Source organism: Mycolicibacterium sichuanense (genome assembly GCF_033741125.1).
In the GTDB taxonomy this organism is placed as follows: domain Bacteria; phylum Actinomycetota; class Actinomycetes; order Mycobacteriales; family Mycobacteriaceae; genus Mycobacterium.
This window is the reverse complement of sequence record NZ_JAWQPU010000007.1, coordinates 257,754-272,142: the sequence shown is the minus strand read 5'-3', so window position 1 is coordinate 272,142 and position 14,389 is coordinate 257,754. Positions and strand designations below refer to the sequence as shown.

The following is a 14,389-nucleotide window of genomic DNA, read 5'->3' as shown; positions in this document are numbered from 1 at the left end:
TAGCGTAACGACTCGATTCACCTCTTCCCGGCAACCACGACAGCCCGCGCTGCGGAGTTACTCTGATCCGCGTGTCGGAGGACGCCTCCCCCAGCAGGGCTGACATGACCCGGGAAATGGCCCCGGAGTGCCGGCCGCGCGGCCGGTACTGGTGGCTGCGCTGGGTGATCATCGCCGTCGCCGTCGCGGTGCTGACCGTCGAGGTCGTGCTGGTGTGGGACCAACTGGCCAAGGCGTGGCGCACCCTTGGCCGGGCGAACTGGTGGTGGGTACTCGCGTCGGTGTTCGCCGCGCTGGCATCGATGCACAGCTTCGCCCAGATCCAGCGCACCCTGCTGAAGTCCGCCGGCGTCAAGGTCAAGCAGTGGCGCTCGGAGGCCGCGTTCTACGCGGGCAACGCGCTGTCGACGACCATGCCGGGCGGTCCCGTCCTGTCCGCGACCTTCGTCTACCGGCAGCAGCGTCTCTGGGGCGCCTCGCCCATCGTCGCGTCGTGGCAGCTGGTCATGTCGGGCGTGCTGCAGGTGGTCGGTCTGGCCCTGCTTGGCCTGGCCGGGGCATTCCTGTTGGGCGCCAGCAAGAATCCGCTGTCGCTGATCTTCACCCTCGGCGGCTTCGTCGCACTGTTGGTGCTCGCGCAGACGGTCGCCGCCAACCCCCAGCAGATCGACGGCATCGGGGTACGCCTGCTGTCATGGGTCAACTCGGTGCGGGGCAAACCGGCCGATACCGGGCTGACGAAGTGGCGCGAGATGCTGGCCCAGCTCGAATCGGTGAGCCTGACCCGGCGCGCGCTCGGCACGGCGTTCAGCTGGTCGTTGTTCAACTGGACGGCCGACGTCGCCTGTCTGGCGTTCGCCGCCTACGCCGCGGGCGGGCACCCCTCGCTCGCCGGCCTGACGGTCGCCTACGCGGCGGCGCGGGCGGTCGGTTCGATCCCGCTGATGCCCGGCGGGTTGCTCGTCGTCGAGGCCGTCCTGGTCCCCGGCCTGGTGTCCAGCGGGATGACGCTAGCGTCGGCAATCTCGGCGATGCTGATCTACCGCCTGGTCAGCTGGATCTTCATCTCGGCCATCGGCTGGGTGGTCTTCTTCTTCGTGTTCCGCACCGAGAGCGACGTCGACCCCGACGTCGGGCCCTAGGATCGCCCCATGGTCCGCACCGGATTCGCGTCGTTGGCTGCGATCCTCCTGGTGGCCGGCTGCTCTTCCTCGGCGCAGTCGCCGACCGCGTCCTCCACGTCGGCCTCCGCTTCGTCGTCTGCTCCGTCGTCCGTCGCGTCACCGTCGGCAGCAGCCCCGGCCAAGGTCACCCCCGTCCTCGCCGCCGTCGTCGCACCGCCCGTGCCGGTGCCCACCACCGACGGCAAGCGGCACCTGGCCTACGAGCTCCAGCTGACCAACGCGTTCGACGGCGACGTGACGCTGAAGTCGTTGTCCGTCAAGGCCGGAACGAAAGAGCTGCTGACGCTGACCGGTACCGGGCTGGCCTACTGGACCCGGGCGCTGGGCGCCACGCAAACACCCACGACGACGCTGGGCCCCGGGCGGGCGGCGTTCGTGTGGCTCGACGTCGTCCTCGACGCGACGGCAGCACCGGTGCCGACCGAGCTCTCGCACACCATCGTCGTCGACGTCGCCAAGCCGATGCCGCCGCTGCTGCCCGCGGAGGTGACCGAGAGCGACGTCGCACCGTTCACCGTGTCCACGCACCGGCCCGCCGTCATCTCACCGCCGCTCGACGGGCCACGCTGGCTGGACGCCAACAGCTGCTGCGACCTGACCGCGCATCGGATGGCGATGAACCCACTCGACGGAAGCACTTGGGCCGCTGAACGTTTCGCCATCGACTACGTGCAGCTGGGTGCCGACGGCACGATCTATCACGGGGATCCGACCCGACCGGAGAGCTACCCCTACTTCGGTGCCGACATCCACGCGGTCGCCGACGGTCCCGTCGTCGCCGTCGTCGACGGGTTGCCCGAGCAGGTGGCGGGCCAGAGCCCGACCGGGTTACCCCTGGACCAGTACGGCGGCAACCACGTCGTGCAGGACATCGGCGACGGCAACTACGCGTTCTACGCACATCTGAAGACTGGGTCGGTCAAGGTCGAGCCGGGCGACCGCCTCAGCCGGGGCCAGGTGATCGCCAACCTCGGCAACAGCGGCAACACCGACGCGCCACATCTACACTTCCACGTGATGAGCACACCGGACCCGTTGCGTTCCAATGGCTTACCGTTCGTGATCGATCACTTCACCCTGGATGGAAGGCTGGCGTCGATGGATGCGCTCGACCCCCTGTTCACCGGCCGGCCCGTCGAGCTGGCCCCCGGATCGACACCCCGCGACGAGCAGGACCTCAGCCCGCTGGTGCTCGACGTGATGACCTATGCCAAGGGGTAGCGACCCGGCGCCGCGGGCCGCCGTGACGACCGCCCTGCTCGCCGACGTCGTGTGCGTGCTGGTGTTCTGCGCGATCGGACGGCGCAGTCACGCGGAGGGCATCACGGTCGCGGGCGTCGCCGAGACTGCGTGGCCGTTCCTGTCGGGCGCCGCGGTGGGCTGGCTGATCGCGCGCGGATGGCAGCGACCGACGGCGCTTACACCGACGGGTGTCGCGGTGTGGCTCAGCACCGTCGTAATCGGAATGCTGCTGCGCAAGTTGACGTCTCAGGGCACGGCACTCAGCTTCGTGGTGGTCGCTTCGCTTTCGACCGCCGTCCTGCTACTCGGTTGGCGCCTCGGCGCGAAGGTCCTGGCTCGCCGCTGAGGAAGCCCCTGCCGTTCGGGTGTCGTCATCGTCCGTCGGCGCCAACGGCGTTCAGCTTCGTGGCGCTCGCTTCGCCTTCGATCGCCATTCCGCAACCCGGTTGGCGCCTCGCCTCAGCGCCCCGTCGACGTTGGCCGTGTCGTCCGCGGCGACATCGGCCTCGGGCTGCGGCGCCGTCGACACGGTCAGCGTCGCCCGCAGGCCCCCCAGCGGGCCGTCGGACAGCTCGAACCGCCCGCGGTGCAGGTCGGCCTGCTGAGCCACCAGTGCCAGACCCAGACCCGACCCGCCGGGGGTGGCGGTGCTACCCCTGGCGAACCTGCCCATGACGAATTCGTGTTCCTCGGAAGGCAATCCGCGGCCGTCGTCGTCGACCACGATGGTGAGCATCTCGCCGCGGCCGTCCGGTGCGGGCTGCCGGTGGGCGGTCAGCACGATTCTGCTGGCGCCACCGTGCGCGATGGCGTTGCGCACCAAGTTGTCCACCGCCAGCCGGAGACCGCCGGGCCAACCCCAGATCGTGCCGATCGCCTCGTCGCTCTGCACGACGATCTCGACGTCGCCGAGCCGGGCGTTCTCCCGCGCCACCCGGTCGAGCATGTCCGTGACGTCGATCAGCTCGCGGTCCTCGACCTGCGCGAGCTGGCCCGACGCTAGCTGTCCAAGCGCGGTGATGATGCCCTCGACCCGGCGTTGCGCCCGCGCCAGGTCGCCGACCACCTCGTCGCGCTCATCGGCGGGCAGGTCGTGGATGCGCAACGTATCGAGATCGGCCCGCATGGCGGTCAGTGGCGTGCGCAGCTCGTGGGCGGCGTTGGCCGCGAAGTCCTGCGCGGCCTGCAGCGAGTTGGTGGTCGCCAGCTGCGCCGCGGCCAGCCGCTCCAGCATGCCCGCCATGGCATCGGACAGTTCCTCGGCCTCGCGCGCTCCACGCACGGCCGTCATCTGCACGCTGCCCTTGCCCAGCCGCATCGTCTGTTCGGTCAGTCGGCGCAGCGGACGGATCGCCGGGCCGGCCAGCATCCACCCCAACCCTCCCGCGATGAGCACGGTGACGACGCCGACGGCGGTGTAGAGCGGGATCCTGGCCCGGTTCAGCAGGATGCTGTCGGCGCGTATGCCCACCGACATGATCACCCCGCCCTGCTGGTCCAACGGGATGGTGCGCACGCGGTACTCGATGCCGTTGACCTGGACGGTCTCGGTGCCAGGCGGCAACTGCGGGAGCTGAAATCCGCGCTGGAAGACCACCTGCCCGGAGGACCGGGACCGGCCGGTCTGCAGCACGCCGTTGGTCTGGTCGTAGACGCTGGCATCGACGATCGAGTCCAGCCGTCGGTCGAGTTGGGCGGCGTCGTTGTTGGCCAGCACCACCGACGTCAGCACGGTGAACACCGCGACCACGGCGGCCGCCGCGGCAGCCGAGGCCAGTGCCACGCGCGTGCGCAGCGACGCCGATCTGCCGAAGAAGCGCCGCGAGGCCACCTCAGACCTCGTCGCGCAGGACGTACCCGATCCCGCGAACGGTGTGGATTACCCGGGGGTGGCCTTCGCGCTCCAGCTTGCGCCGCAGATAGCTGATGAAGACGTCGGCGACATTGGTGTCGACGTCGAAGTCGTAGCCCCAGACGAGTTCGAGCAGGCGCTGGCGGGACAACACCACGCCCGCATTCTCGGCCAGCACCGCGAGCAGGTCGAACTCCCGCTTGGTCAGATCGGCGCGCTCCCCCTCGACGAACACCAGGCGTCGGGCCGTGTCGATGGTCAGCGGGCCGACGGTCATGGTGTCCGGTGAGCGCTCGGACAGGCTCGACCGCCGCAGCAGCGCGTGCAGGCGCGCCACCAGCTCACCCAGATCGAACGGCTTGGTCAGGTAGTCGTCCGCGCCCGCCTCGAGTCCGGCGATCCGGTCGTTGACCGTGTCGCGCGCGGACAGCACGCAGATCGGAATGTCGTTGCCGAGCGCCCGCAGGGCGGTCACGACCGCCACACCGTCCAGCTCGGGCATCTGCACGTCGAGGACCAACGCATCATGGGATTCGTTGGACAGCAGTCGCAAGGCCTCCTTGCCGGTCGCCGCGACCCGCACGTCGAACCCGGAATGGCGCAATCCGCGCGACACCGAGGTTCTGACGTCCGGGTCGTCGTCGACCATCAAGACCGTGCGACCCGCGCCGTCGAGCGCAGATGGTTCAGCCACCTGCACCGGGATTACGGCGTGGCTGGGGCGGGTGCTGCGCCGCAGCGATTCTTCAGGTCGACGAGGGGCTGACGAATGCCCGTCATGTCCGCCTTCACACCGGGGTTCTGGTCCATGTAGTCGGCCACCTGCTTGCGGACCTGGTCGCGCGGCAGGCCTTCGAGGCTGGTGAAGAACCAGTTCACGTCGGGATGGGTGAAGAGGTAGGCCGAGGTGGAGGCCGAGACGCCCGCCGCGACGCCGGCGAGGTCCGCGGCGGTGCAGTTCGGCGGGTTCAGCGCGGGATCGTCCGCCAGAGCGGACGGGAGCGTACCGAACAGCATCGCGCCTGCGATCGCGCCGGCGCCCAGGGCACCAGCTACCGCACGTCGCCCAGCACGGGCTGAGACTGACATGATCAAGCTCCTTCTTCGAATGTGCAGAAACCTGCAGGGTTCGTCCGCGGCCGTAACCACCAGCGGTTACTCGCATCGAAAAGCTAAGCAGAAACCATGACGAGTTTCTTGCCTTGCGCCCAAACGATCGAGATAAAGTCCGAATAGCCAGTTCACAGCGTTCGCACGAGCGGGCGGGCACGCCGGCCGGGCTACCTGGTGCCTGCGGTCGACGGGCCGGGCAGCGGCCCGGTGGCCGGCGTGGCGGCGGCAGCCGGCGCCGACTGGGCCGGCACCAACGTGCCTGGCACACCGACGGTCTGCGCGGTGGGCGACGCTCCCGGCAAACCCGGGTTGGCGGTCGAGGGCGACGCCCCGACCGGGGACTGCGCACCCTGGAGCAATCCCATCACCTGGGGCAGGGTCAGCGGGAGCTTGCACCGGGCGGACAGGTTCATCAACGGCTGCTGCAGCGACTGCATGTCCTTGGCCGCCTGCGGGTTGGCGTCGAAGTACGCCTTGAGCGCACCCAGGCTCTGCGGGCCGGTCTGCTGTTGGGAAATCGTGGTCAGCGCGGTGTTCGTCTCGGGGTGGGCATCGAGATAGGTGCCCATCGACGTGGCGACCGAGCCGATGGTCTTGGCGACCTCGCTGGCTGCGCAGGGGTCCGCCGCGGCGTCGGCGACCGGCGTTCCCGGGATCGCCACGGCTGCCGCTGCCCCGCCAACGACACATGCAGCGAACACTCCGGCGAGACCGCGGCGCAGGGACGTTCCGGTCTTCGTCATGGGTTACTCCTCAAGGGTGAATGCCGTCGAATCTGCACTTGAGCGCCGACATTCGACGTAGATTCACGACGCTGGGCTTCCCCGACCCCGGTCCTGTACGAGGGCCATACTGCCATCCCGCCGGCGCGGTCACCAATCCACACAGCAAATCGCCAGGTGGGGTCGACGGCCGACGCCGTTGCCTTGACCACCCCGCGCGGGGCAACGACACTACCTCGTGCTGCGGTACGCTCACGCTTTGAAACGCAGGAGCAACTCGGGGAGTAAGGCAGGGGTTCGCCATCCAGCAGTTCATGTTGCGGTTGAGCAGCAAGCTGCGCCGATTCCGTTGGGCAGTGTTCGTTGCCTGGCTGCTCCTGCTCATCCCGTCGGTGTTCCTCGCCCTGCACCAGTCGGGCAACCTGACCGGCGGCGGGTTCGAGGTCGCGGGCTCGCAGTCCCTCAGCGTCGAGCACGCCGTCCAGGACCACTTCCCCGACCAGGGTGCCTCGCCGCTGGCACTCGTCGCGGCGCCCCGGGCGGACGCCACCTTCGACGACGTGAACCGCGCGGTCGCCGAGCTCGAACGCATCGCCGGCGAGGTCCCCGGCGTCAAGGTGGTCCCCAACCCGCAGCAGCCGCCGCCGCAGCCGGACCGGCCCTACGTCGTCACCCTGCAGACCGACTTCAACAGCGGCAGTTCCGACGTCGCCAAGCAGCTGCGCAAGAAGGTTGGCATCGACGGTTCCCAGCCGGGTCAGTTCGAGGGCGGCAAGGTCAAGCTGTACGTCATCGGCCAGGGCGCCCTGGGCGCCGCGACCAGCGAGGCCACCAAGCACGACATCGCGCAGGCCGAGAAGTGGAACCTCCCGATCGTCATGATCGTGCTGCTGGCGGTCTTCGGCTCACTCGCGGCTGCCGCCGTACCGCTGGTGCTGGGACTCTGCACCGTGGTCGTCACCATGGGGCTGGTCTATCTGCTGGCGATGGTGACCCAGATGTCGGTGTTCGTCACCTCGACGGTGTCGATGTTCGGGATCGCGCTGGCCGTGGACTATTCGTTGTTCATCCTGATGCGGTTCCGCGAGGAGCTGCGGTCGGGCCGCGACCCGGACCAGGCGGCCGACGCGGCCATGGCGACCTCGGGCCTGGCGGTGCTGCTCTCCGGCCTGACCGTCATCGCGTCGGTGACCGGGATCTACCTCATCCACACGCCCGTGCTGGCCTCGATGGCCACCGGCGCCATCCTCGCCGTGGCGGTCGCGGTGCTGACCTCGACGACGCTGATCCCCGCGGTGCTGGCGACCTTCGGCAAGGCGGCCTCCAAGCGGTCGTCCTACCTGCACGTCTCCCGGCGGCCGGAGACCACGCAATCCCGGTTCTGGACCCGCTGGGTGGGTGCGGTCATGCGCCGGCAGTGGTGGTCGGCGTTCGGTGCTGCGGTCGTGCTGATCGTGCTGGCCATGCCGGCGTTCGAGATGACGCTGGGCAACAGCCTGCAGCGCCAGTTCGAACCCACCCACGAGATCCGCGGCGGCATCAGCGCGGCCGCCGAGGCGCTCGGCCCTGGCGCGCTTGGCCCCATCCGCGTGCTGGTGACGTTCCCGGACGGCGACGCCAACGGCGCGGAGAACACCGGGGCCCTGGACGCACTGCAGCAGAAGATGAGCCAGGGGCCCGACGTGGCCACGGTGATGCCGCCGGTGTTCGGCAACGACAACCGCAGCGCGCTGCTGTCGGCGGTGCTGTCGGTCGACCCGGAGGATCCGGCGGCCCGCAAGACCGTCGACTGGATGCGGGCCGAGCTGCCCCGCGCGGCGCCCGGTTCGCCTGCCGTCGTCGACGTCGGCGGCCCGACCGCCCTGCTCAAGGACTTCGACGACAGGGTGGCCGACACCCAGCCGATGGTGTTCGCGTTCGTGGCGTTCATCGCCTTCGTGATGCTGCTGATCTCGATCCGCTCGGTGTTCCTGGCGTTCAAGGGCGTCCTGATGACGGTGCTGTCCGTGGCGGCGGCCTATGGCAGCCTCGTCGTCGTCTTCAAGTGGGGCTGGCTGGAGGCGCTGGGATTCGAGCCGTTGCAGTCGCTGGACAGCACCATTCCCCCGCTGGTGCTGGCGATGACCTTCGGGTTGTCGATGGACTACGAGATCTTCCTGCTGACCCGCATCCGCGAACGCTTCCTGCAGACCAACGACACCCGCGACGCCGTCGCCTACGGAGTCAGCACCAGCGCCCGCACCATCACCAGCGCCGCGCTGATCATGATCGCGGTGTTCATCGGGTTCGCATTCGCGGGCATGCCGCTGGTCGCCCAGCTCGGCGTCGCGTGCGCGGTCGCGATCGCCGTCGACGCCACCATCGTGCGGCTGGTCCTGGTGCCGGCGCTGATGGCCATGTTCGCCCAGTGGAACTGGTGGCTACCGGGCTGGCTGGATCGCATCCTGCCGTCGGTCGACTTCGAGAAGCCGCTGCCCAAGGCCGACATCGGCGACCTCGTCGTCATCCCCGAGGACATCTCCACCACGGGCCCGTCGGGGGCGGACATCCGCAACGTGGTGAAGTCGGCGGCCAAGCTGAAGTCGATGGCGCCGCAGACCATCACGGTGGCCGACCCGCTGGCGTTCAGCGGCTGCCTGCCTCCGGCCCCCGCGCTGGCCGGCCACGTCAAGGGCGGCGACGAGCCCGTGGCCGCACTGCGCCCCGGGGACACCGTCCGGCTCAGCGGCATCGGTCGGCCGGGACGGCGCAACGGCCGAACCGGGGCCGGTAGTGGCAGGTTCTTCCCGCGCCAGCCCGTGCACCCGGTGACCATGTGGCGCGGCCGGCTCGCGGTGGCCCTCGACGCGTTGGCGACCGCCGCCGACGCCGAGCGCCCGGCGGTCCGCCGGCTCAGCCCCGTGGAGACCACCAACGTGCTGCTGCCCACCGGCGACCGGCTGCAGATCCCGACGGGCGCCGAGACGCTGCGCTTGAAGGGCTACCTGATCATGTGCCGCAACAGTGCCAGGGACTACGCCGAGTTTGCCGATCTGGTGGAGTCGATGGAAACTCAGACCGCCGCGGTGGTGCTTGCCGGGATGGACCGGTACTACTGTGGACAGCGGTTGAAGAGCCAGTGGGTGGCGACGCAGCTGGTGCGGCGGCTCGCCGACCCGCATCCGTCGGATGACGACGAGGACTGGACCAGCCCCGAGGCGGAGACCGACTGGGTATACGTCAGGCAACGCTGCCTCTCGGTGGCAGTTGCAATGTTGGAGGAGGCGAGGTGACGTTGACTTCGGATACGCGTGGCGAGGCCGCCGGCCGCCCGCATCCCGCGGAGCGCAACCGCCCCGCCACCGAGAACCGACCGGTGGAATTCTGGCCCACCTCGGCCATCCGCACCGCGCTGGAGACCGACGATCTGACGGTGTGGCAGCGCATCGTCGCCGCGATCAAGCGGGATCCCTTCGGAAGAACCGCGCGGCAGGTCGAGGAAGTGCTGGAGACCGCACCGCCCTACGGCGTCTCCAAGGCGCTCGACGAGGTGCTGACCCGCACCCGTGAGCAGCTCGAGGCCAACGAGTGCGCCGAGGTCGCCCGTCACATCTACATGCTGATGCAGCGCTCCGGTCTCGGTCAGGACGAGTTCGCCTCGCGGATCGGCCTGCGCAGTGAGCAGTTCGCGGCCTACCTCGACGGGTCGGGCAGCCCGGCCGCGTCGTTGATGATCAGGATGCGGCGGCTGTCGGACCGCTTCGCCAAGATGCGCAACGGCGAGTGCCCACCACATTCGCGCTGATTCCCGGCGCGGGCGGCAGTGCGTGGTACTGGCACCGCGTGGTGCCCCTGCTGATCGATGCCGGCGTCGACGCCATCGCGGTCGAACTTCCCGCCGCCGATGACGCTGCCGACCTGGACGTCTACGCCGACGTCGTCCATCGGGCGGTCGCCGAGGCGGCGGGCCCGCTCGTCGTGGTTGGCCAGTCGATGGGCGCCTTCACCGCGCCACTCGTCGCCACCCGCGTGCCCACCGCGGCCATCGTCCTCGTCAACCCGATGGTGCCCACTGCGGGCGAGTCGGCGCGAGCGTGGTGGGATGCCACCGGCCAGCGTACCGCCAGAGTCGCCTACTTCGCTCGAATTGGCTTGGGCGACAGAGACTTCGACGTGGTCGAGGACTTCTTCCACGACGTGCCCGCTAACGTGCGCGACGAAGCGATGCGCCATCCCGAGCCCGAGCAATCGGAGACGCCCTTCGTCCAGCCCTGGCCGCTCGCCGGGTGGCCGGACGTGCCTACGCGGGTGATCCAGGGCAGCGACGATCGCTGTTTCCCGCTCGAGTTCCAGCGCCGGCTGGTGCGTGACCGACTCGGGATCGAGTGCGACGTCATACCGGGTGGGCACCTCGTTGCCCTCAGCCACCCGCACGAGTTGGCCGACCGGTTGCTCGCGGCCGTTGGGCCCTAGCCATCGCAGCCCCGGCGTAGCAGGCTGGGGCTCGCACCGACAGCACCGAAGAGCCCGAGGAGACCGCATGACCAACACCGTCGACGAACGTCCGGTCAACCTGAAGGCGCTTGCGCAGCTACCCGCCGACGCCCCCGTGGTGATGATCAACCTCTTGAAGTTCCACGCCGGCGACGGTCTGGAGCACTACGGCCGCTACGCCCGGGAGGTCGAGCCACACCTGCAGCGGGTGGGCGCCAGCATTCGCTACGGCGGCGCCAACCCGGTCAACGTCATCGGCGATGGTGAACACCCGTGGTGGGACGCGATCCTGGTGGTCGAGTACCCGACGCCGCAGGCCTTCACCGACATGGTCACCGACCCGGAGTATCAGCGGATCCACCAGCATCGAGCCTCGGCCCTCGAACAGGGTGATCTGGTCGCCACCACGCACTGGACGCTCGCCGGAGGCTAACGCGAGTTGATCGGCGAAAGATCGTCGACCAGCCAGCGGCCGTCCTGTTTGAGCAGCGACACCCGCAGCGGCAGCGGGACGGTCTCGGGCGCCCGTCCCGGTCCGTTCTGCGTGCCGCGCATGACGACCGCGACGACGGCAGCCTGCGGGCCGATCGCCTCCACCCCCGCCGACACCGTGCTTGCTTGAACGCTGAGCCCCTTGGTCGTCAAATCCTTTGCCATCGAATCGAATTCGGCCTTGAACGCATCCGACCCGCGCGGCGTCATCATCGACGTCAGCCGGTCCAGGCTGGCGGTCGGCGTCGCAGGCGCGAACGTCGCGGAGGCCTCGGCCGCACTGCTGGCGATACCGACCACCTCGGAGACGTCGCGGTGCATCGCGGCCTCCGGCGCGGTCCACCGGGTGTAGCCCACCACGACCGCGGCCGCCAGCGCGACGGTGGCCAGCCCCACCACGGCCAGCCGCAGACCCGGGCCATCGTCGTCGGTGCCGACGGTGACGCCATCACGCCGGAACAGCACCACGTTGACGATCGACCCCTGCACGATCAGCAGGCACAGCACCGAGCACACCGAGACCCACCACAGCGGCCAAGCCAGCACCACGCCCAGGTACACCAGTGCCAGAATCGCGGCGAGCGGCGCTGCGACGTCGAAGCCGAGCACCCGCAGGCGGTTCCTCATCGGATGGTCTCCAGTCGCGAGACCAGCAACTTGCCGTCGACGTCGGACACGGCCAGCCGCAGCGTCCAGTGCACCGTCAGTGGCTTGGTGCCGGCATTCTGGCTGACCGACGTGGCGACCACCAGGACGTCGTCGGTGCGCGAGGACACGGTGGCCAGCTCGGGCTGCGGTACCGGCGGCAACCCCGGATCACCGGGCTTGGCGTGGAACAGCGACTCGATCGCCACCGATTCGACCTGCCCGACCGTCTGGGACTGCAACTTCTGCACCACCTGGCTGAAGGGTTCGACGGCGGTCTCGAAGTTGGCGTTGAGCTGACCGACCGTGCCGTCGTGCAGCGTCTTCATGCTCTGGGTCACGGTCGATGAGTTCATGTTGATCAGCACGTTGGTCCAGTCGGCGGCGGCCTGCAGCACGCGGGTCTGGTAGGCACGATCGTCGACCTCGTGGCGGTGGCCGTTCCAGATCAGCACCGCCAGCACGACGGCGGCCACCGACAGGACGCCCAGCACTGCGGAGGCGATCCCGAAGCCGGTGATGCCACCGGCACCCGCCTGGGTGCGCTCGTCGTCGAGCTCGTCTGACATGCGCGTGAGGGTACCCGGCGAAGTGCGGTCGCCGCCGCGACCAGCGAGCCCGCGGCGGGCCGCCATCTTTTGGCAGGATGGCGAGGTGACCTTAGAAGCCACCCACTCCGGTATCGACCTGTCCCACGTCGACGACGACACCCGCCCCCAGGACGACCTGTTCGGTCACGTCAACGGCCGTTGGCTGGCCGACTACGACATCCCGGCCGACCGGGCGACCGACGGCGCGTTCCGGCTGCTCGCCGACCGGGCCGAGGAACAGGTCCGCGATTTGATCGTCGAGGCCAGCGAGCTGCACGCCGAAGCCGGCACCGACGAGCAGCGGGTTGGCGACCTGTACGCCAGCTTCATGGACGAGGCGACGGTCGCCCGGGTCGGCGTGCAGCCGTTGCTCGACGAGCTCGCGACGATCGACGCCGCTGCCGACCGCGATGCGCTGGCCGCCGTGCTGGGCGGACTGCAGCGCAGCGGCGTCGGCGGCGGCACCGGGCTCTACGTCGACACCGACTCCAAGGACTCCACCCGCTACCTGCTGCACCTCTCGCAGTCCGGGCTCGGGCTGCCCGACGAGTCGTACTACCGCGATGCCAAGCACGCCGACATCCTGGCGGCCTACCCGGGCCACATCACCCGGATGTTCGCGCTGGCGTTCGGCGAGGAGCCCCAGCCCAACGAGTGGGAGGCCACCGCCGAGCGCATCGTCGCGCTGGAGACCAAGATCGCCGCCTCGCACTGGGACGTGGTCAAGCGCCGCGACGCCGACCTGACCTACAACCTCCGTACCTTCGACGAGCTGATCGCCGAGGCGCCGGGATTCGACTGGGCCGGCTGGATCGGCGCCATCGGAACCAACGCCGAGAAGGCCGCCGAGGTCGTGGTGCGCCAGCCCGATGCCCTGACCGCCTTCGCGGCGCTGTGGGCCGCCGAAGACCTCGAGGACTGGAAGCGCTGGCTGCGCTGGCGGGTGATCAGCTCGCGATCCTCCATCCTGACCGATGCCTTGGTCGCCGAGAACTTCGACTTCTACGGCCGCACCCTGAGCGGCACCGAGGAGATCCGCGAGCGCTGGAAGCGCGGGGTGGCCCTGGTGGAGAACCTGATGGGCGACGCCGTCGGCAAGCTCTACGTCGAGCGCCACTTCCCGCCGGACGCCAAGGCGCGGATGGACGAGCTGGTGGCCAACCTGCGGGAGGCCTACCGCGTCAGCATCGACGACCTCGAGTGGATGACCCCCGAGACGCGAGCGCGCGCGCTGGCGAAACTGGACAAGTTCACCCCGAAGATCGGCTATCCCGTCCGGTGGCGGGACTACCCCGGCCTGGTGATCGACCGGGCCGACCTGTACGGAAACTACAAGCGCGGCAACGTCGTTGGCTATGATCGCGAACTCGCGAAGCTGGGCGCCCCGGTCGACCGCGACGAGTGGTTCATGACGCCCCAGACCGTGAATGCCTACTACAACCCCGGCATGAACGAAATCGTCTTCCCCGCAGCGATCCTGCAGCCGCCCTTCTTCGATGCCGACGCCGACGACGCTGCCAACTACGGCGGCATCGGCGCGGTGATCGGCCACGAAATCGGACACGGCTTCGACGACCAGGGCGCCAAGTACGACGGCGACGGCAACCTCGTCGACTGGTGGACCGACAGTGATCGTGCCGAATTCGGTTCGCGGACCAAGGCATTGATCGAGCAGTACGACCAGTTCGTGCCGCGACAGCTGACCGATGGACAGCACGTGAATGGCGCGTTCACCGTCGGGGAGAACATCGGGGACCTCGGCGGGCTCTCGATCGCCCTGCTGGCCTACGAGCTGTCCCTCGGCGGCGAGCCGGCTCCGGTGATCGACGGCCTCACGGGCGTACAGCGGGTGTTCTTCGGGTGGGCGCAGGTGTGGCGCACCAAGTCCCGCGACGCAGAGGCCATCCGCCGGCTGGCGATCGATCCGCACTCCCCGCCCGAGTTCCGCTGCAATGGCATCGTGCGCAACCTCGACGCCTTCTACGACGCCTTCGGGGTGACCGAGGACGACGAGCTGTTCCTGGATCCCGAGAAACGCGTCAGCATCTGGAACTAGCTGCCGAGCAGACGCAAGGG

The 14,389-nt window shown here is 69.2% G+C and carries 14 protein-coding genes; 8 read left to right on the top strand and 6 right to left on the bottom strand.

All coding sequences use genetic code 11. The features are described from left to right. Nucleotides 1-104 precede the first annotated feature (104 nt). The 3 genes from SBI80_RS21940 to SBI80_RS21930 are packed head-to-tail and all read left to right on the top strand — an operon-like array spanning nucleotide 105 to nucleotide 2,772. Nucleotides 105-1,142, top strand: coding sequence for a lysylphosphatidylglycerol synthase transmembrane domain-containing protein (locus SBI80_RS21940; RefSeq protein ID WP_318976935.1), 1,038 nt, complete (start codon nucleotides 105-107; stop codon nucleotides 1,140-1,142). A gap of 9 nt (nucleotides 1,143-1,151) precedes the next feature. Continuing rightward, entirely contained in the window at nucleotides 1,152-2,405 is a 1,254-nt protein-coding gene (locus tag SBI80_RS21935; RefSeq protein ID WP_318976934.1) for a M23 family metallopeptidase, read from the top strand. Then, entirely contained in the window at nucleotides 2,392-2,772 is a 381-nt protein-coding gene (locus tag SBI80_RS21930; protein ID WP_318976933.1) for a DUF3054 domain-containing protein, read from the top strand. Before SBI80_RS21935 ends, SBI80_RS21930 begins: the two co-directional genes overlap by 14 nt. A gap of 51 nt (nucleotides 2,773-2,823) precedes the next feature. Here SBI80_RS21930 and SBI80_RS21925 read toward each other — a convergent pair whose 3' ends face one another. The 4 genes from SBI80_RS21925 to SBI80_RS21910 all read right to left on the bottom strand — a co-directional run bounded on the left by SBI80_RS21925 (nucleotide 2,824) and on the right by SBI80_RS21910 (nucleotide 6,134). Next, nucleotides 2,824-4,257, bottom strand: coding sequence for a HAMP domain-containing sensor histidine kinase (locus SBI80_RS21925; RefSeq protein ID WP_318976932.1), 1,434 nt, complete (start codon nucleotides 4,255-4,257; stop codon nucleotides 2,824-2,826). Nucleotide 4,258: 1 nt separating this feature from the next. Further along, nucleotides 4,259-4,927, bottom strand: a complete 669-nt coding sequence (locus SBI80_RS21920; protein WP_318977034.1) for a response regulator transcription factor — start codon at nucleotides 4,925-4,927, stop codon at nucleotides 4,259-4,261. 56 nt (nucleotides 4,928-4,983) lie between these two features. Continuing rightward, nucleotides 4,984-5,367: a heme-binding protein gene (locus SBI80_RS21915; protein WP_318976931.1), complete on the bottom strand. Its 384-nt coding sequence runs from the start codon at nucleotides 5,365-5,367 to the stop codon at nucleotides 4,984-4,986. A 191-nt stretch (nucleotides 5,368-5,558) separates the two neighbouring features. Beyond that, nucleotides 5,559-6,134 (bottom strand): hemophore, encoded by a 576-nt coding sequence (locus tag SBI80_RS21910; RefSeq protein WP_318976930.1) that lies wholly within the window; start codon nucleotides 6,132-6,134, stop codon nucleotides 5,559-5,561. Between the two features lie 293 nt (nucleotides 6,135-6,427). On the opposite strand from SBI80_RS21910, the gene SBI80_RS21905 reads away from it, so the two are divergent. The 4 genes from SBI80_RS21905 (at nucleotide 6,428) to SBI80_RS21890 (ending at nucleotide 11,019) form a co-directional block, all read left to right on the top strand. Then, nucleotides 6,428-9,385 carry an MMPL family transporter gene (locus SBI80_RS21905; protein ID WP_318976929.1) on the top strand — a complete coding sequence of 986 codons (2,958 nt, stop codon included), beginning with the start codon at nucleotides 6,428-6,430 and terminating at the stop codon, nucleotides 9,383-9,385. Beyond that, on the top strand, nucleotides 9,382-9,897 hold the full coding sequence (locus SBI80_RS21900; RefSeq protein WP_413232773.1) for an XRE family transcriptional regulator: 516 nt from the start codon (nucleotides 9,382-9,384) through the stop codon (nucleotides 9,895-9,897). Before SBI80_RS21905 ends, SBI80_RS21900 begins: the two co-directional genes overlap by 4 nt. After that, a complete protein-coding gene (locus SBI80_RS21895) occupies nucleotides 9,876-10,565 on the top strand; it encodes an alpha/beta fold hydrolase (protein ID WP_318976928.1) in 690 nt (229 codons plus the stop codon). The genes SBI80_RS21900 and SBI80_RS21895 overlap by 22 nt, the downstream gene beginning before the upstream one ends. A 67-nt stretch (nucleotides 10,566-10,632) precedes the next feature. Further along, nucleotides 10,633-11,019, top strand: coding sequence for a DUF1330 domain-containing protein (locus tag SBI80_RS21890; protein ID WP_318976927.1), 387 nt, complete (start codon nucleotides 10,633-10,635; stop codon nucleotides 11,017-11,019). Here SBI80_RS21890 and SBI80_RS21885 read toward each other — a convergent pair. After that, entirely contained in the window at nucleotides 11,016-11,705 is a 690-nt protein-coding gene (locus SBI80_RS21885) for a hypothetical protein (protein ID WP_318976926.1), read from the bottom strand. The two genes, SBI80_RS21890 and SBI80_RS21885, sit on opposite strands and share 4 nt — an antisense overlap. Next, complete coding sequence (locus tag SBI80_RS21880; RefSeq protein ID WP_318976925.1) at nucleotides 11,702-12,292, bottom strand: hypothetical protein; 591 nt, start codon at nucleotides 12,290-12,292, stop codon at nucleotides 11,702-11,704. The genes SBI80_RS21885 and SBI80_RS21880 overlap by 4 nt, the downstream gene beginning before the upstream one ends. Before the next feature lie 85 nt (nucleotides 12,293-12,377). Here SBI80_RS21880 and SBI80_RS21875 point away from each other — a divergent pair, with 85 nt between their 5' ends. Beyond that, on the top strand, nucleotides 12,378-14,369 hold the full coding sequence (locus SBI80_RS21875) for a M13 family metallopeptidase (RefSeq protein ID WP_318976924.1): 1,992 nt from the start codon (nucleotides 12,378-12,380) through the stop codon (nucleotides 14,367-14,369). The last annotated feature ends 20 nt before the right edge of the window (nucleotides 14,370-14,389 follow it).